Origin of the sequence: Sulfitobacter sp. BSw21498, from assembly GCF_006064855.1 — a bacterium.
GTDB lineage: Bacteria > Pseudomonadota > Alphaproteobacteria > Rhodobacterales > Rhodobacteraceae > Sulfitobacter.
Window position 1 is genome coordinate 1,801,895 of sequence record NZ_CP040753.1, and the last position, 16,825, is coordinate 1,818,719.

A 16,825-nucleotide genomic window follows, 5' to 3' on the forward strand; every position below is an offset into this window, starting at 1 on the left:
CTTGCAACTTACGGGGGGTTCAGCGCGCAAAAACATCGACGGTTTGCTGCGTCTGAACCCCTAATTGCCCCCTTTTACGATGTCTCGAAGGGCTCTCCGACAGCATGGACGACTTGCAGGCCAGCTTTACCATCCCGTTTTTAACCGATTACATGGCCTAAGTAGGTGCGGTGAAGAAAACCAACAGTCGATACGGGGAAATGATGACGGCAAAATGTGTTGGTAGGTCTGACGCCTCGCCGAAATCCCCAAAATTCAGAAGTCGCGATGCGACGCGGACACAGGCCGAAATCTTGGCTGTCGCTATAGACGAGTTTGCCGAACACGGTTTTCACGGAGCACGGATTGACCGCATAACAAAGGCTGCCAAGTGCAACTCGCGTATGATCTACCACTATTTTGGCGGGAAAGAGCAGCTTTATATCGCGGCCCTTGAGGATATTTTTCAGCAGATCCGAGACCAAGAAGCGCACCTGAATTTTAGCGTAGGGGATCCGGTCGCGAAGTTGAATGAACTGGTGGAATTCACCTTCGATTACTTTAAAAATAACGCCGATTTCCGCAAAATGACGCGCAATGAAAACGCTCTGAACGGGATGTATATCGCGCGTTCAGCGGTGATGCGCGACATGTCGGAGCCTCTCATTGTAGCAATCCGCAATCTGGTAGAACGTGGATATTCAAGCGGAGTGTTTAGTCGAAAGCCTGATCCCGCCCAGCTTTATCTTAGTATTGTCGCCCTTTCAGCCCACCACCTGAACAACGCTGCCACTCTTGGCATTGTTGTCGGCCAGAACCTCCATGACGACGCGTGGCAAGAAGAACGTCGGCAACACGCCAAGGACGTCATTCTGAGCTACCTCGGCATCCAGAATCATTAGCGCTGTTGCCCCTTCGGAAATGACGCCCAAACTGCCTCGAAAGCGAAAGAAGCGTCAATTCCCCCAATAAGGGAACATGGAGTGCTGTAATTTCACGCCAGCACCCAGGACCGCGCCTCTTTCTTGAGCGGAGCCATTTAATTCTAAAACTTTTTACTTAATTTTATTTATAGGCTCACCGCTCTGCAGTTTGATGACTGCATGAACATATTAAATCATCCTGAACAAAGCACCGGCACCCCTCTCCAAGTAGGGCCGTCGCCATATCGCTATGCAGTAGAATTGCAGACGGCGTCTGTTGTTTTCGGCAAGGGAGATGATGCTGTTACAGCACTGTCGCCTACGTCTTTGAAAATGGATGCAGGTGACTTCGTGGCACTTGTCGGCCCGTCGGGTTGCGGCAAGTCTACTATCCTGCGCCTTGTGAGCGATCTGATACAGCCTTCATCCGGCGTAGTCCTTGTCGGCGGGCGAGAAGCATCAGCCAAACAGTTGCGCATCGGTATGGCGTTCCAGAACCCCACAATGCTGCCGTGGCTGACGATCGAGCAGAATGTGATGCTGCCGCTCAAGATCGTGGCCCCGTTCAAGGCGACATTCCGCAAGGATCGTAAAGGGGCTTATCGGGACCGCGTCCATCGTTTGTTAAAACAGGTAGGCCTTCAGGATTTTGCCAATCACTATCCTTGGCAGTTGTCCGGTGGGATGTTGCAGCGATCAAACCTTTGTCGCGCACTCATCCATGAGCCCGATCTGTTGCTGCTTGATGAACCCTTCGGGGCGCTGGACCAATTCACGCGCGAAGAGCTTTGGCAAATTCTTCAAGACCTGTATCTGGACCGCAAACCGACGGTGCTGCTGGTCACACATGACCTGCGCGAAGCCGGTTTTCTGGCAAAACGTATCTGCGTGATGAGCGCACGACCCGGACGGGTCATATCGGACGAACACGTCAACATCCCGCAGCCACGGGACATTGGCATGATCTACAGCCCAGAATTTGTCGAAATGACCCAAGGCCTGCGCGAGCTGATTGCACAGGTGCGTAAATAGGATGTCTATTATGACCGAGAAAAATCGCATCAGAATGCTGTCGTTTTCACTGATCTTCGGCTTCTTTTTGATATGGGAAGTACTTTGCGTTTTACTGGACGTCTCTGACCTTGTTCTGCCGCGCCCGTCCGAAATCCTCGTGACGCTCTGGATCAAGTTTCCGATCTTGGTGCCCCACATCGCCCAGACATTATATTCGACGCTCACCGGCTTTGTGCTTGGTGTCGCGATTGGGACAGCCTTGGGAATCATGGTGGGTACATCCAAAGTAGCCTACGCCGTCGCTTCTCCTTTGCTGGTTGGCTTTTCATCCATCCCTAAAGTCGCTGTCGTGCCGATCTTTGTGCTTTGGTTCGGGTCAGGCACAACACCTGCGATCCTGACGGCGATGGTGATTTGCGTCTTCCCGATTGTGGTGAATATCGCCACGGGACTGGCCACAACAGAACCCGACCTTGAGGACGTGCTCAAAACGCTTGGCGCATCCAAACGGGAAATCCTGGTGAATGTCGGGCTACCGCGCACCATGCCCTACTTTTTTGCGGCACTCAAAGTCGCGATCACACTCGCTTTTGTAGGTTCTGTTCTATCCGAAACCGTGGCGTCCAACCGTGGCATCGGAAATGTCATGATGACCGCCTCGTCGAACTTCCAAGTGTCGCTCGTATTCGCAGGTTTGATCATTCTCGCGCTGCTTGGTGTCGCCCTCTACTCCCTGTTTTCGCTTCTGGAACGACGCGTCACGGGATGGGCAACACGCGGCAATGACATCGCAATGTCTTAACCAACCCTCCCCTCATCGAAATAAGGAAAGCTGAAATGAAGAATGTTCTCGTGGGTGCCACCTTGGCGCTAATGGCCGGCGCAGCCCCGGTGTTTGCCGAAATGACCGACATCCGGTTCACCCTGGGCTGGAAGACACAGGGTTCTGACGCGCCTTTTCTACTGGCGCTGGACAAGGGTTACTTTGAAGACGAAGGGCTGAATGTGTCCATCGACCAAGGCGAAGGATCGGCCGCGACAGTGACACGGATTATGGGTGGGGCCTATGACGCAGGGTTTGGCGACATCAACGCGATCATTCAGAATGCTGCGGCGCGTCCGGATGAAGCACCTGTTATGGTCTATCAATTATGGAACCGTCCCCCTTTCGCGATTGTGACACCGAAATCTGCCGGAATTGAAAGCCCTTCGGACTTTGAAGGTAAGACGCTTGGGGGTGCTCAGGGCACGCCGACAACACGGCTCTTCCCTGTTTTCGCCGAGATCAACGGCATTGACCTGGATAAAGTCGCGCAAGAAAGCATGGCACCAAACCTACAGGAACCTATGATGATCCGCGGGGATATCGACGGCGCATTCGTGTTTACCTCGACAAGCTGGTTCAACCTGATTGCAAACCGCCAAGACCCGGCGAACGACTACAACTGGTTCAACTTCGAAGACTACGGCATGGACCTTTACTCCAACGGCATGATGGTGTCGCGTGAACTGCTGACCGAAAACCCAGAAGCCGTTGCAGGGCTGGTGCGCGCAGTGAACAAAGCGACAATGGAGGCATCCGCCGATCAAGATAGCTCGGTCTCAGCGGTCATGGCGTATGACAATCTGGTGGACGCAGATCTGGAACGCGCGCGGTTGGAATTTGCGTTAACCAATCTGATGAACGCCCCCGAAGTCGCGGACATCGGCATGGGTGACCTTGTGGACGAACGGTTGACCCGCTCGATCGAGATCGTTGCAAAAGGCTATGATCTGGAACGCCTGCCAGAAGCGTCAGAGATTTTCGACCGGTCGTTCCTTCCTCCGCTCGATGAGCGCAGCTTTGAGACGACTATTAACTAACGCTTAACCTCACTGCGGCAGGTGATTGCCTGTCGCGGTGAGGTATCTTGAAAGCTTTTCTTCTCCCCCAACTTGTTTGCGGAATTCTGTATGTCCAAGCATCAACTCTTGCTCTGTGGTGGGCTCGTTCTTGTTGAGAATGAAACCTTCGAAAGAGTTTCGATCCTTGTGACGGATGGCCTGATCACGGCCCTACTCGCAGATGGCGATGGCCCCGAAGATGCAAAGCGCATTGATGTCAGCGACCGCCTTATCATTCCCGGTCTCGTGAACGGTCACACCCATTCACACGGTGCGCTTGGGCGTGGTGGCGTTGCTGGCGATCTGACGCTTGAACCGTTCCTTGCGGGTTCAGCATGGCTGAATGCCTCACGCAGTGCCGATGATCTGCGCCTCGCAGCCGAACTCTGCGCAGCTGAATTAATCCGCAAAGGCTGCACAAGTTGCTTTGACCTGTTCATAGAGCTACCAGGCCCGACAGTTGAAGGTATCCATGCGGTTGCTGAGGCGTATCAGGGCGCAGGCCTAAGAGCCGTCGTTGCCCCAATGATCGCAGACCAGACGATCTATCAGGCCTTGCCCGGACTGCTGGAGCATTTTGACCAGCCCCTGCGTGACATCGTTGCCGCCCTGTCAATGCCGGACTGGCAAGACATTATCGCAGTATGCAAAAAAGCCTTCGCGACGTGGCCCATATCGGGTAAGCGTGTACGACCAGGCATCGGGCCAACGATCCCGCTGCATTGTTCAGATGCATTTCTGGCATCATGCGCAAACGTTGCAGCACAGCATGAAATACCGCTGCAAACCCATTTGGCTGAAACGCGCCTGCAACAGGTAACCGCACATCGGAAGTATGGCACCAGCCTTACCGCACATCTGGACAGTTTACAGGTGCTAAGCCCCCGCTTCAGTGGCGCACATGGAGTGTGGTTATCGCGCTCAGAAGCCGACATTCTTGCTGCCCATGACGCGTGTATTTGCCATAACCCCCTTAGCAACCTTCGGCTCGGGTCTGGCATTGCACCTGTACGAATGCTTATGGACAGCGGTGTAACCCTGGGGGTCGGAACGGATGCCTCGAATACATGTGATGGCCAATCCATGTTCGAAGCCATGCGCCTCGCGGCGACGCTAAGTCGGGCACAGGCAAGCGACAGCAAAGAATGGATATCCACCCGTGATGCTTTTGCCATGGCGACGACAGGCAGCGCGCGGATTATGGGGCTCAAGAATGTCGGCATGATCGCGGAAGGATGGGCCGCGGACATGCTGTTCCTGGACGCTGGCTATTGCCACTATACGCCGCTGCGTACCCCGCTCGACCAGATTGTGTTTGCCGAAAACGGTGCTGCCCTGCGGGAAGTGATGATTGCGGGTGAATATGTATTCGCCAATGACCGTGTACTGACCCTCGACGAGGCAGCCCTAGCCAAACGCGCCGCAGATGCCGCCACGCGACTGGATGAAGCGAACGCAGACACGCGTACGCTGAACGCTGCTGCATCCGCTGTCGTGCAAAGTTTTTGCCGCGCGACCTGCGCGCTCCCCTACCCGACTTGAGAAGAAAGTTAACGAAATGAACCAGAACATCGACCCTGTAGCTGCAGCAAAAGCGATTGTGGAAAGTTATCTTGAACGGTCGATGGTGCCCGATCCTGAAGGAGCCGCGGCGTATGTCAGTGACGATTTCAAACTGGTGTTTACCGGGGGGCGCACCTTCGCGGGCCCTGCAGAAAGCGCTGCCTTCAATGCAAAACGCTATGATTGGGTCAAGAAGAAGTTTCTACGTACCGACGCCGCGCTCGACGAGGCGACCGGAGACGTCCACGTCTACAACACCGGCTATCTTCACGGGGCGTGGAAGGATGGGACCACATTCGAAACGAACCGATATCTGGACAAGTTCGTCGTCCGCGACGGCAAGATTGTCAGCACCGACGTGTGGAACGACAGCGCCGAAATTATATTGCACAAAGCTGGTTTAGCAGAAGCGGAACTCTGAATTATGCTCCCTCATCATGGTAGATACGACTACTCCCCAATCTCTAAGCGCGCCGACTACAACTGGCCCGAGGGGAAACGGCTTGCGGTCTATATCGGGCTCAATCTTGAACATTTTAGCTTTGGGACTGGACTTGGTGCCGAACTGGCACCTGGGGGCCCCCAACCAGATGTTCTAAACTACGCTTGGCGCGACTATGGCAACCGCGTTGGCGCATGGCGGCTGTTAGAGTTGTTTGACGCATTGGGCCTGCCTGCCAGTGTGCTGGCCAACAGCGAAATGTATGAATACGCACCAGACCTAGTGGCGTCTTTCAGCGCGCGCGGCGACGAAATCGTCGGGCACGGGCGAACGAATTCCGAACGTCAAAGCGACCTGACGATGGAGGCAGAGGCCGCGCTTATTTCCGCAGCTACGAAAGTCCTGAAAAATGCCGAAGGTATACAGCCAAAGGGCTGGCTTTCCCCCTGGATCGCGGAAAGTTTGGATACACCCGATCTACTCTCACAGTCTGGGTATAGATACACGCTCAACTGGTGCATGGACGATCAACCTGTCTGGATGAAAACACGCAACGGCCGCCTCTTGTCGATCCCTTATCCGCAGGAGGTGAATGACATTCCCTCTATCGTCGCCCGCAAAGACGGCGCGGCCGATTTTGCGAATATGATCATCGATAACTTTGATGAGATGCTCGAACAGTCTTCGCGGCAACCGCTTGTTATGGGCATCGCGTTGCATCCCTATCTGGTCGGACAGCCCTACAGGCTTCGACATCTGCGCCGTGCGTTGTCTCATATCGTTTCGAAACAAGACCAGGTATGGCTGACGACAAGCGGTGCTATTTCAGACTACTGTTATGATGTGATACCCGACTTGGTTCCCTGAGCGATACGCCACGCCCCTTCGCTGCGTAGTATTTGGCGCATTCTGAGTTGCTTTTGGATGCTGCGGATCGCAGGTTTTTCGAATTGTCTACTGACAGACACATCACGTGGTCTGGTTAAAACGGGTTTGGCAGGATTAACCGTCGCCGCATGTCTATGGCCCCGTTCACGACGTGAGGAATTGCCCTAGGCGCTTAGGGCCGCTGCAGAGCCAGAAATGCGCTTAATAATGTTCTTTGCCTAGGATCGCCATAACCTCACTAAAAGGCCCCCTCCGTAGGACACGGCTGTATTCTAGCTGGATTTCTTGAAAAGCGGCTCTGGAAGTTTCAGGCCGGTTCGATAAGGGTGATGAAAATCCGCAGCCGAGGCGTTTTATTCTAATGTTCCGCGATCTTTCAGTGCCCGCAGTTTCCATGGGTCTCCTTGCCGCATTCGTCGGATATTCAGCGTCATTCGCGATCGTACTGGCGGGGCTGACCGCGATGGGAGCAACGGGCGCGCAGGCGACGACGGGCCTGTTTTTCGCAACCCTCGGCATGGGGATTTGCAGCATCTGGCTTCCTGCCGTAACGCGCATCCCTGCCGCAGTGGCATGGTCTACGCCGGGGGCGGCCTTTCTTGCGACAACGGCCATCTTGCCCGGCGGGTTTGCTGAAGCCGTGGGTGCTTTGATCTTTTGTGCCGGATTGATCGTTCTGACGGGGTTGATCCCCGCGCTTGGCCGGATCGTGGCGGCAATACCGAAACCTATTGCAAACGCCCTGCTCGCGGGCGTTCTGCTCAAGCTCTGTCTCGCCCCTGCACTTGCGCTTGGCAGCATTCCCTTGCTGGTTTTGCCGGTGCTCCTCGCATGGCTTGCGGGCCTGACGTGGAACAGGTTGGCAGCAATGCCTTTTGCTGTGATTGCGTTTATTGTGGTTCTCTTTTACGCCGTCGATACGTCGAGCAGCCCCGTGCAAACCGGCGGGGCGTGGCTTCCTACCTTTGCTCTTACAGCCCCGATCTTTACGGTTCAGTCCTTCTTTTCCGTCGCTCTGCCGCTTTATCTGGTGACGATGGCGGGGCAGAATATCCCGGGCTTTGCTGTGCTGGAACTGAACGGCTATTCAGTCGACCGCCAACCCCTGATCCGCAAAACCGGCCTTGTCAGCCTTGCGTTCGCGCCGTTCGGGTCGATCCCTGTCAACATGTCCGCGATCACCGCAGCGATGATGGCTGGCGAAGACGCGGGCCGCGATCCGGCAACCCGCTATTGGGCGGCAATCACATCGGGGATTGTCTACATCCTGCTTGCGTTTGCTGCCGCGCTGATCACCGCACTGGCAAGCCTTGCACCGCTTGCTTTGATTACTGCGGTGGCCGGACTTGCACTTATCCCCGCGCTGGTTGGCTCGCTCTCTGCTGCCTTCACCACCCCCACCCAACTAGAGGCACCGGCGCTGACGTTCTTGATCGCGGCAAGCGGTATGACGCTTTATGGCATAAGCGGCGCGTTTTGGGGCGTTATCACCGGCGCGATCATCTGGGGGGCAAAGGCCATCGCGCATCGATTAAGGGCCTGACCTTGCTTTGGCGCCAGAGGTTTAAAAAAGCCAACGCATTGCACATATATTTTCCATGAAGAGATTTATCTCTGATGATAACGTATTCTAACTGCCCAGTTTACTCTTTGACCGAGTGACCTAGTTAACCAAAATGAACAAACTGAAGAAAATGCAGCATGACTGAAACAACGACGCCCGACGTAACGCAAAGATTATCAACCGGGACTTCGGGTCTCGACGATGTGCTGCGCGGTGGCATAACACCCGAACGGCTTTATCTGGTCGAAGGCACGCCCGGAGCGGGCAAGACAACGCTTGCGTTAAAATTCCTGATGGAGGGGCGCGCGGCGGGCCGTCAGGGGCTCTATATCACCCTGTCTGAAACCGTGAATGAGCTGACTGCTGTGGCACAGTCGCACGGCTGGACACTGGATGACATCGCCCTGTTCGAAATGGTGGCAGAAGATGAATTCAGCCCCGACCACGAACAGTCCTTGCTGCACCCTAGCGAAGTCGAGCTTGGTGAAACTGTGCGCGGGATCATTGATCTGGTAGAGAAAACCAATCCGGACCGGGTCGTGCTTGATAGCCTGTCGGAACTGCGTTTGCTGGCCCAGAACCCGCTGCGGTATCGTCGGCAAATCCTCGCGCTCAAGCATTTCTTTGCGCGTCGCAAATGCACGGTATTGATGTTGGATGACCGCACCGCCGAACCGGGCGACCTGCAATTGCATTCGATCGCCCACGGCGTCATTTCGCTGGAACATTTGGCGAATGACTTTGGCTCTGAACGGCGCCGCCTGCGGGTGATCAAGATGCGCGGGCTAAAGTACCACGGCGGCTATCATGACTTCACGATCGAGCGGGGCGGCATTTGCGTCTATCCCCGTCTGATCGCAGCACAACACCACCGCACGCATTCGACGGACCCTGTTACCACGGGTCTAAAAGAGCTGGACGCGCTTTTGGGCGATGGTCTTTTTCCGGGCACCAATGCGCTGATGGCAGGCCCTGCGGGCGTGGGCAAAACGACAACCGCGGTGCGCTGCATGATCGCGGCGCTGAAGCGTGGACAGAACGCTGCCTATTTTCTGTTTGACGAACGCCTTTCGACGCTCATGATCCGGTCCAAGGCGCTTGGCATGGACCTGCAACCTTTCATCGACAACGGGATGCTTCAGATTCGGCAGGTTGATCCGGCAGAGTTGTCGCCTGGTGAGTTCGCCCATGCAGTTCGTAGCGCGGTCGAGGATGACGATGCTAGTGTTGTGGTGATCGACAGTCTGAACGCCTATCTGCACGCGATGCCCAGCGATAACTTTCTGGTTCTCCAAATGCACGAACTGCTGAGCTACCTCGCCCAGCAGGGGGTGGTTTCGATCATGGTGCTCGGCCAACATGGGGTCACCGGCGATCTGCGCTCGGATATCGACATCAGCTATCTAGCGGACACCGTGTTGATGCTGCGGTTCTTCGAGGCAGAGGGCGAAATCCGAAAATCCATATCTGTCATCAAGACGCGGACGTCGGACCACGAACGCAGTATTCGTGAGTTCAAGATCGATCAAAATGGCATTAGCATCGGCGAGCCGATCCGCGGCTTTTCATCTATTCTGTCCGGTTCCCCTGTCTATAATGCGTCAAAGGATCACCTTTTGGCGCTTAAGGGCGACGACAAGGGTGGGTCAAAGTGACAAGCCTGCCGCCACTCGGGGAAACTCAGGAAGCGCCGCCGTTAGATATCTTTTCGTCCGTTGCGGTCATGGCACCGCGGGGGCGGGATGAGGCTGTCGCGCGGCAACTGCTGGCGAAAGACGGGATCGCGTCGATCCCCGTCCTAACGCTGTCGCAGTTGTCCGAGCTTATTTCTCAGCATGTCGGTGCGGTGCTGATTACCGAAGAAGCCCTGAGCGGCGCCGATGCCGACGCGCTGGCCCTCGCGCTGGATGCGCAGCCGTCTTGGTCGGACGTGCCGTTTATCGTGCTCGCCAATGGTGCCACGCGCAGCCGGAGCGAACGGGCTGTGCAGCGCATGGACCGGTTAAGCAATGCCGTGTTGTTGTCGCGCCCGCTTCATGCCGAAGAGTTGGTCCGCGCCGTGCGGTCATCACTGACGGCCCGCGGTCGGCAGCATCAAGCGCGTCGCCAGCTCGAAGAGTTGCAATTGCGAGAACGCCAGCTGTTCGAGAGCGAAGCGAAATTTCAAGCCATTGCCAATTCGGTGGATCAAATGATCTGGTCCACCCTGCCCGACGGGTTTCACGACTATTTTAACGACCGCTGGTACGAATTCACGGGCGTTCCCGCTGGCTCTACCGACGGCGAAGGCTGGAACGGGATCTTCCACCCCGATGATCAGGAGCGCGCATGGGAGCGGTGGCGCCACAGCCTCAGCACCGGCGAAAACTACGAGATCGAATACCGCCTACGTCACCGTTCGGGCGACTATCGCTGGGTGCTCGGGCGGGCCCAACCGGTGCGGGACAAGGGCGGTACCATTCTGCGGTGGTACGGCAGTTGTACCGATATTCACGAAATCAAAGTGGCCGAAGAACAGCGCCACTTGATGCTGGGCGAGATGAACCACCGTGTCAAAAACACGCTGGCCATGGTCAATGTGATGGTTTCGCAGACCCTGCGGCTGGCGGACAACCTGCGTGACGCCCAGACATCGTTGCAATCGCGTATCGCGATGATGGCCCAAGCCCATGACCGATTGATCGCGGCGTCTTGGGCCGAAACCCGACTGCCCGAAGTGGTCGACGCCGCACTGGCAGCGCACCGCACCGGCGAAGGTCGCTTTGATATCGAAGGGCCGGATATCGAAGTGGGTTCAAAGCAGGCGCTTGCGATGACCATGGCGATCCATGAGCTAAGCACCAACGCCAGCAAATACGGCTCTCTTTCGGCTCAGGGCGGCAAGGTCCGCATCTGCTGGGAGGAAAAAGATGATGTCTTCACGTTTACTTGGGTCGAGACAGACGGCCCCCCGGTTTCGCCCCCAACCAAGCGCGGTTTTGGCAGCCGGATGATCGAGCAAGCACTCGGAGGATATTTTCAGGGAAAGGTGGAACTTTCCTACGACCCGGAAGGTTTACATTTTAAGCTCAGTGCGCCCGGCTCCGGATTGCTGTTCTGATATTCCCGTCTCTGCAGAAAGAAAGGTTCCACTGCGCTATGTATTCCGAAAACACTTCACGGCTTGCCGTTCTTGTCGTCGAAGACGAACCCTTGCTGCGCATGGATGCCGTCGACATGATAGGCGATGCAGGTTTCAAGACTTACGAAGCCTGTTCGGCCGATGAAGCGATGGTGCTGATCCGCGACAATGACGATATCGGAATCCTGTTCACAGATATCGACATGCCAGGCTCTATCAATGGGCTCAAGCTCGCGGCTTGCGTCCGCGAAGGCTGGCCGTCGGTAGAAATTCTTATCGCGTCGGGCGTCGTGGGCGTTACAGATGAGGCAATGCCTGAAGGTTCGAAATTCTATTCCAAGCCCTATGTAACAACCCAGATTATCAGCGATATGAAAACGATCGCGGCCTCCGAGGATCATACCGTCTAAGCTGGGGTGAAACGTTGCTTCGGATTGATGCCGGTGGGGTCGCCCCCGCCGTCTTTTTGCGGTGTTTTAAGGCCCATCGGCTAGGGGCCTACAGTCTATAGAAAACGCGATCAGACGTAGGCTCTTTTGACAGGGCCAAGGTCAGTCGCGACTTCGATTTAAACGACCCTCAACCGACTGACGCGCCAAGCTGGCAAGCGTACTATCGCAGTTGTACCCTTATCAGTGGCTTGCACCTCGAATTCACCGCCATGAAGTTCAACCAGTTTTCGGGTTAACGGTAAGCCAAGGCCCAATCCCCCGCGGGTATCCCTCGTTCTGAGATGTCCCCCGACGACAAAAGGTTCATACAGCGCCGCTAGATCGACATTGTCGTCCAATGTGCCATTATCAGTGATTGAAAGTTCAAGATTTCTGGAGCCATCCAACCTGCTTCCAATAGTGATTTCTGATCCGCCGTGGTTGATCGCATTGAGGGCAAGCGCATGCAAAGCAAGCTTGATCTGATGGGGGTCGATGTAAATGGATGCAGTGTGCGCCTTCTCATCTAGCGCAATCGACTTCAACTCGCCATCCGCACCCGGCAATACCAATTGGGCAACACCGTTCAGAATATCGCCCAATTCGCAGTCTTGTTCGTTCAGGGAAAGCTCTCCGGTCGACGCATCACTATAGGTGATAATCGCCTCAACCAGCCCCATAAGATGCTCTGTCGATTTTCGCGCCGAGCTAATCAGTCCTGCGTTGATGCCACGATCGGCCATCGCCTCAAGCAACCGCAAGCTCCCAAAGAGAATGGTCAGCGGCGTACGTAATTCATGGCCGATAAGCGTGATAAAAGTCGATTTCGCACCTTCGTCCTTCGTAAGATCCACCGGGGTTGGCGGCACGCCTTCCAACGCGGCGACGACGGCTTTCCCCAGATCTGTCAGGATCGACATCTGGTGATCCGATGGCGCTTTATGAGGAACCAGATCAAGGACGCACAGGCTCCCGAAACGATGGCCCGACGACAACACCAACGGAACCCCCGCATAAAACCGTGCCCCGGGCCCGCCTTCGGCTACCATAGGATGGGTCTCGAACCGAGGGTCTTTGCTCAGATCCGGCACGACCATCGGTTTGCCCGACATTATCGTATGGGTGCAAAAGCTGTTGTTCTTCGACATCCGATCAAGCTCGATGCCAACGACGGACTTGTACCACTGGGTGTCACCTTCAATGACACTGATGTGTGCGATTGGACAATCCAGTATCTTTCGGGTTGCATCGCAAATGGCGTCGAAAACGCCACTATTTGCTTCGGTCAGGCCGGGAACAGCAAAGACTGATCTAAGGCGTGCTTCTTCATTGAAGGGAATGGGATAGGTTCTCAACATGCACCTCGTTAACTCTTTATTCAGCGACTATTAGCGATAAGTCGTGTGCAATCAATTGTTTATTACCCTTCGGTGCGTCCGAGCTTCGGGCAACTTTTGGCCGCGACTATCAGAGCGGGAAGTTTTCCGTACTATCGCGCTAAGTGGGTACATGATCCGAAGTTCAAAACTCCCCACTGCATTTTCAATCTCATGTCACGCGGTAGGGGGCAAAACCGCGCGGGCTTCGCCTTCAAACCTTGATACCGCCGAACTGCCGCTTACTGGCAGGTCGTCACTTCTCAAACTACGTGATAACACAGGCAGCGTAAGCCGACCCTGTCTTACACAGCTAGTTGCAGATTTGGACTGAAGCGCGCTGTTGACGCCTCTACCGCGTAGGCGTCGGTAAAGTCCTCTGGATTGCGCGCAATACGGGACACGGCGTCGGTGATAAAATCCACTTTGGCGTCGTCCATCAGGACCGAGAATGCAAGCCGGGTCCAGCCGGGCTTTGCGACCTCATTGCCAGATCCAATTTCCGCGCGCAGCCGATCCGACTGCGCCCGGTCGATCCCCAGCAAGCGGTGCGCATAGGGGCCGGCGCAGGCACATCCGCCGCGGGCTTGAATGCCAAAGTGATCAGAAAGGATGCGACAGACCAGTTGCGGGTGCACGATCCGACCGTTTCGATCGCGGACCATGAAGGAAAAAATGGGCAAGGCCGTGGCGTCGACCGTACCCAGAATAGTCAGCCCCGGCACGTTTCGCCACGCCGCCAAAGCTTTGCGCCGATGCGCGTTCAGGGTCGCGGCCATACGCGCCTCGCCGATTGCCTCTTTCACGATAAAACATAGTGCCGCGCGGATATCGCCGATGACATTGGGCGTGCCTGCTTCTTCTCGTGCGACCACATCGGCAGCATAATCCTGCCCCCAGGGGGATACAAAGCGCACCGTGCCGCCGCCCGCGCTGGTCGGGCGGGCGCGCTTGACTGCGTCGCGGCGCAAGATCAGCACGCCAGAAGCCCCCGGCCCCCCGATGAATTTATGCGGCGACACGACGACCGCATCCATACCCATCCCCATATCGATCGAAAGATACGGCCCTGCCCCCGCATAATCCCAGACGCTGATCGCGCCGTTCCGCTTGAGCAAACGGGTGATCGCAGCGACATCGCTGACAATGCCCGTGACGTTCGATGCGGCCGAAAAACTTCCGATCACGGGCCGGTCGGCATGGGCCGCAAGCTGTGCTGCCAGATCATCCATATCGGGCCCGCCAGCAGCGGCTTCGGCGATCTCTATGACCTCTGCCCCGGACTCCCGCCATGGCAAGATGTTGGAGTGATGTTCGTAGGGTCCAATCAGCACCAGCGGGTTCTGCCCCTCGGCCAGCATCGCATCGACTCCAAGCAAAGCGGCCAGCTTTGTCAGCCCAGCTGTGGCACCTGCCCCTGCAAAGATAACCGCATGATCCGCGTCGGCGCCACACGCCTGCGCCACAACGCGTCGGGCTTGCGCCCGCAAACGGTTCATATATCGGCCGCAGAAAGACGCTTCGGTATGCGCGTTGGAATAATAGGGAAGCACATCCTTGGCGATCCGGTCTTCAAGCTGCTTTAGCGCCCGCCCGGAGGCGACATAATCAGCATAGATCAAAGGGTTTGGGCCGCGTGGCCCCGGGACCATCATGCCCTCGCCTATCAAGCCAGAGCGCAGACCGGGTATGATGTCGCCAGCACTCATCTCTTGGCGAAAGCTGTCAAAGAGCTCGGGCGTATCGGTCATAAATCAATCCTTCTATCTTGCCGTAAGTTAAGGTGACAATGACATGAGAAGCTGCAATAAACTTACCCTATTACCACCAACTTTCCGAGGTTTTTCGTTCAAATGACCCAACAGCCAGCCCCAAAGCTCGACCGGATCGATGCCGCGATTTTGCGCGTGCTCCAAAAAGATGCGTCGCTGTCGCAACGTGAGGTCGCTGATCGGGTGGGGCTGTCGCAGAATGCGTGCTGGCGTCGCATCGTGCGCTTACGGGAAACGGGGGTCATCACCGGCCAGACGCTGCGGCTGGATCATGAGCGGATCGGGCTGGGTTTGACGGTTTTTGTCATGCTGCGCACACGGGATCACTCTCCGGAATGGCTCGAGACATTTCGCAAGACGGTCCTTGGGATCGAGAACATCATCGACGTGTTTCGGATCGCCGGAGATTACGATTACATGCTGAAAATCGTCGCGCAGAACATGAACGATTTTGATCGCATCTATCAGCGACTGATCGCAGGGGCCGCGCTAGAGACCGTTACATCCTGCATCGCCATGGAAGCGATCGCCGATCGGCGCGACCTGCCGGTCTGACGCGGCCCGAAGGCGCATTGCGCGTTAAAAAGAGGGGCGTTCGGCGCAGTTCTTTGCACCAACGGCAGGGTCCCGCATAAAAGTCAGACCGCGGCACGATAGCCGCGGCCTGCAGGTTCCAACGCGTCCGGTTGTTGGTCGGCAATACCGCCCCCTGGCCGAACCACGTGGTCATTGGCAGTTACTGCATACCGTAGTTTGCACGGTCCAGCTTGTCGTAGATCTCTGCTTTGGCCAATGCTGCCAATGCGTCCGTATCGCCGTGGTCCACATCCGCCAGCAGATCGGCCCAGCGATCAACGATGCGCTTATAGTCTTCCAGCAGCGCTTCGGGGTTCTCGATGCCGCGGCCCTTGGCGTTCTCGATCAGGACGGCCTCGTCGGCGATCACAAATTCCGCCAGCGCATCCGTCAAAGCCTGATCAGGTTCAAACACCTCCATGCCGCCTTCTTTGGCCGCGGAAACCGCTTTTTCAACATCTTTGTCGAACTCGACCCGGTGCTGCGCAAGGTAGTATGCCATTTGGTCAAACAATACGCCGCGCGATTCTTCCGACAGGCCTTGCCAGAACGCAGGGTTATAGCCCCATTCGAAACCGGCATAATAGTTGCCGACGGCCAACGTGTTCATGTGCGTGACCACATCCGAAAGCGAGAAGGAATCCAACGCATCCGCAGCCGCAACCGCACAATCAAGCGATCCTGTGTCGAGGCCAGTGTACATCTCGCTTGACGGGATCGACACGGGTACCGCGCCCACATGTTCGGCAAAGCGTGACCAGGCACCGCCCGCCATGCGCAGACGCTTGCCCTGAATATCCTCGTAGGTAGCGACAGGCGTGTTGCACATCATGTAGTATTGCGAAGTCGAATATCCGCCGCCGAAAACGACGCCATTCTCTTTCCACTCGGCCAGTGCGGCCTCGTTGGTGAGGCCGAATTCGGTCGAGGCAAAGGCCATGACCATCGGATCGGTGTTATAGAAAGCAAAGTTGCCGATCAGGTTGGCAACGGGCAGTTCGGACGGGGTGTAGGTGCCCGCGTGGTAGGTCACTTGTGCCACGCCATCACGCACGCCTTGCAAGGATGCGGCCGGCGGCAGCAGCGACCCACCGGCGAAAACGGTAAAGTTCACGTCCCCGTTGGTTTCCTCGGCCACGCGCTTGGCGAACTCGACATAGGGGCCGCGCACCATCGAATGGCGTTCGGCAAAGAAGTGGTTGGCGTTTTGCGCGATGGCAGCAGTGCCAAGGCCACAGGCCGCGAGGGCCAAAAGGGATGTCTTCAGTTTCATGTTATCGTCTCCTCCGGTT

General features: G+C 56.3%; 16 protein-coding genes and 1 pseudogene. 13 read left to right on the forward strand and 4 right to left on the reverse strand.

Annotation, left to right across the window (positions count from 1 at the left end; all coding sequences use genetic code 11):
- The first annotated feature begins 170 nt into the window (after positions 1 to 170).
- The 11 genes from E5180_RS08780 to E5180_RS08830 all read left to right on the forward strand — a co-directional run bounded on the left by E5180_RS08780 (position 171) and on the right by E5180_RS08830 (position 11,788).
- Positions 171 to 881, forward strand: coding sequence for a TetR/AcrR family transcriptional regulator (locus E5180_RS08780; protein WP_254700438.1), 711 nt, complete (start codon positions 171 to 173; stop codon positions 879 to 881).
- Between the two features lie 201 nt (positions 882 to 1,082).
- Positions 1,083 to 1,934, forward strand: coding sequence for an ABC transporter ATP-binding protein (locus E5180_RS08785; RefSeq protein ID WP_138924045.1), 852 nt, complete (start codon positions 1,083 to 1,085; stop codon positions 1,932 to 1,934).
- A gap of 10 nt (positions 1,935 to 1,944) precedes the next feature.
- A complete protein-coding gene (locus tag E5180_RS08790; protein ID WP_138924046.1) occupies positions 1,945 to 2,718 on the forward strand; it encodes an ABC transporter permease in 774 nt (257 codons plus the stop codon).
- A gap of 35 nt (positions 2,719 to 2,753) precedes the next feature.
- On the forward strand, positions 2,754 to 3,779 hold the full coding sequence (locus E5180_RS08795; RefSeq protein ID WP_138924047.1) for an ABC transporter substrate-binding protein: 1,026 nt from the start codon (positions 2,754 to 2,756) through the stop codon (positions 3,777 to 3,779).
- 90 nt (positions 3,780 to 3,869) lie between these two features.
- Positions 3,870 to 5,342 (forward strand): amidohydrolase family protein, encoded by a 1,473-nt coding sequence (locus E5180_RS08800; protein ID WP_138924048.1) that lies wholly within the window; start codon positions 3,870 to 3,872, stop codon positions 5,340 to 5,342.
- A 16-nt stretch (positions 5,343 to 5,358) separates the two neighbouring features.
- On the forward strand, positions 5,359 to 5,784 hold the full coding sequence (locus E5180_RS08805; RefSeq protein WP_138924049.1) for a nuclear transport factor 2 family protein: 426 nt from the start codon (positions 5,359 to 5,361) through the stop codon (positions 5,782 to 5,784).
- Positions 5,785 to 5,787: 3 nt separating this feature from the next.
- Entirely contained in the window at positions 5,788 to 6,672 is an 885-nt protein-coding gene (locus E5180_RS08810; RefSeq protein WP_138924050.1) for a polysaccharide deacetylase family protein, read from the forward strand.
- A gap of 382 nt (positions 6,673 to 7,054) precedes the next feature.
- Entirely contained in the window at positions 7,055 to 8,236 is a 1,182-nt protein-coding gene (locus E5180_RS08815) for a benzoate/H(+) symporter BenE family transporter (RefSeq protein WP_138924051.1), read from the forward strand.
- A gap of 158 nt (positions 8,237 to 8,394) precedes the next feature.
- A complete protein-coding gene (locus E5180_RS08820) occupies positions 8,395 to 9,912 on the forward strand; it encodes an ATPase domain-containing protein (protein ID WP_138924052.1) in 1,518 nt (505 codons plus the stop codon).
- On the forward strand, positions 9,909 to 11,357 hold the full coding sequence (locus E5180_RS08825; protein WP_254700440.1) for a sensor histidine kinase: 1,449 nt from the start codon (positions 9,909 to 9,911) through the stop codon (positions 11,355 to 11,357). Before E5180_RS08820 ends, E5180_RS08825 begins: the two co-directional genes overlap by 4 nt.
- Positions 11,358 to 11,395: 38 nt before the next feature.
- The gene (locus E5180_RS08830) at positions 11,396 to 11,788 is read left to right on the forward strand and encodes a response regulator (RefSeq protein ID WP_138924053.1); all 393 of its coding nucleotides are present in this window, start codon (positions 11,396 to 11,398) and stop codon (positions 11,786 to 11,788) included.
- 158 nt (positions 11,789 to 11,946) lie between these two features.
- Here E5180_RS08830 and E5180_RS15920 read toward each other — a convergent pair whose 3' ends face one another.
- Both E5180_RS15920 and E5180_RS15925 read right to left on the reverse strand, forming a co-directional pair.
- Complete coding sequence (locus E5180_RS15920; RefSeq protein ID WP_254700571.1) at positions 11,947 to 12,729, reverse strand: sensor histidine kinase; 783 nt, start codon at positions 12,727 to 12,729, stop codon at positions 11,947 to 11,949.
- A gap of 12 nt (positions 12,730 to 12,741) precedes the next feature.
- Positions 12,742 to 13,020: pseudogene (locus tag E5180_RS15925) on the reverse strand (GAF domain-containing protein); the annotation flags it as partial.
- On the opposite strand from E5180_RS15925, the gene E5180_RS15930 reads away from it, so the two are divergent.
- Positions 12,928 to 13,119, forward strand: coding sequence for a hypothetical protein (locus tag E5180_RS15930; RefSeq protein WP_254700584.1), 192 nt, complete (start codon positions 12,928 to 12,930; stop codon positions 13,117 to 13,119). The pseudogene E5180_RS15925 and the gene E5180_RS15930 sit on opposite strands and share 93 nt — an antisense overlap.
- Before the next feature lie 371 nt (positions 13,120 to 13,490).
- Here E5180_RS15930 and E5180_RS08840 read toward each other — a convergent pair whose 3' ends face one another.
- Positions 13,491 to 14,936 (reverse strand): aminotransferase class V-fold PLP-dependent enzyme, encoded by a 1,446-nt coding sequence (locus tag E5180_RS08840; RefSeq protein ID WP_138924054.1) that lies wholly within the window; start codon positions 14,934 to 14,936, stop codon positions 13,491 to 13,493.
- 102 nt (positions 14,937 to 15,038) lie between these two features.
- Between E5180_RS08840 and E5180_RS08845 the strand changes: the two genes are divergently transcribed.
- The gene (locus E5180_RS08845; protein WP_138924055.1) at positions 15,039 to 15,512 is read left to right on the forward strand and encodes an Lrp/AsnC family transcriptional regulator; all 474 of its coding nucleotides are present in this window, start codon (positions 15,039 to 15,041) and stop codon (positions 15,510 to 15,512) included.
- A 181-nt stretch (positions 15,513 to 15,693) separates the two neighbouring features.
- On the opposite strand, the gene E5180_RS15935 is transcribed toward E5180_RS08845, so the two are convergent.
- A complete protein-coding gene (locus E5180_RS15935; RefSeq protein WP_254700441.1) occupies positions 15,694 to 16,806 on the reverse strand; it encodes a C4-dicarboxylate TRAP transporter substrate-binding protein in 1,113 nt (370 codons plus the stop codon).
- Positions 16,807 to 16,825: the final 19 nt, after the last annotated feature.

Excerpts from the sequence above, each read along its gene's own strand:
- E5180_RS08785 (WP_138924045.1), top strand. The coding sequence starts at position 1,083 with ATGAACATATTAAATCATCCTGAACAAAGCACCGGCACCCCTCTCCAA.
- E5180_RS08790 (WP_138924046.1), top strand. The coding sequence starts at position 1,945 with ATGACCGAGAAAAATCGCATCAGAATGCTGTCGTTTTCACTGATCTTC.
- E5180_RS08795 (WP_138924047.1), top strand. The coding sequence starts at position 2,754 with ATGAAGAATGTTCTCGTGGGTGCCACCTTGGCGCTAATGGCCGGCGCA.
- E5180_RS08800 (WP_138924048.1), top strand. The coding sequence starts at position 3,870 with ATGTCCAAGCATCAACTCTTGCTCTGTGGTGGGCTCGTTCTTGTTGAG.
- E5180_RS08805 (WP_138924049.1), top strand. The coding sequence starts at position 5,359 with ATGAACCAGAACATCGACCCTGTAGCTGCAGCAAAAGCGATTGTGGAA.
- E5180_RS08810 (WP_138924050.1), top strand. The coding sequence starts at position 5,788 with ATGCTCCCTCATCATGGTAGATACGACTACTCCCCAATCTCTAAGCGC.
- E5180_RS08815 (WP_138924051.1), top strand. The coding sequence starts at position 7,055 with ATGTTCCGCGATCTTTCAGTGCCCGCAGTTTCCATGGGTCTCCTTGCC.
- E5180_RS08820 (WP_138924052.1), top strand. The coding sequence starts at position 8,395 with ATGACTGAAACAACGACGCCCGACGTAACGCAAAGATTATCAACCGGG.
- E5180_RS08830 (WP_138924053.1), top strand. The coding sequence starts at position 11,396 with ATGTATTCCGAAAACACTTCACGGCTTGCCGTTCTTGTCGTCGAAGAC.
- E5180_RS15920 (WP_254700571.1), bottom strand. The coding sequence starts at position 12,729 with ATGTCGATCCTGACAGATCTGGGGAAAGCCGTCGTCGCCGCGTTGGAA.
- E5180_RS15930 (WP_254700584.1), top strand. The coding sequence starts at position 12,928 with ATGGGTGCAAAAGCTGTTGTTCTTCGACATCCGATCAAGCTCGATGCC.
- E5180_RS08840 (WP_138924054.1), bottom strand. The coding sequence starts at position 14,936 with ATGACCGATACGCCCGAGCTCTTTGACAGCTTTCGCCAAGAGATGAGT.
- E5180_RS08845 (WP_138924055.1), top strand. The coding sequence starts at position 15,039 with ATGACCCAACAGCCAGCCCCAAAGCTCGACCGGATCGATGCCGCGATT.
- E5180_RS15935 (WP_254700441.1), bottom strand. The coding sequence starts at position 16,806 with ATGAAACTGAAGACATCCCTTTTGGCCCTCGCGGCCTGTGGCCTTGGC.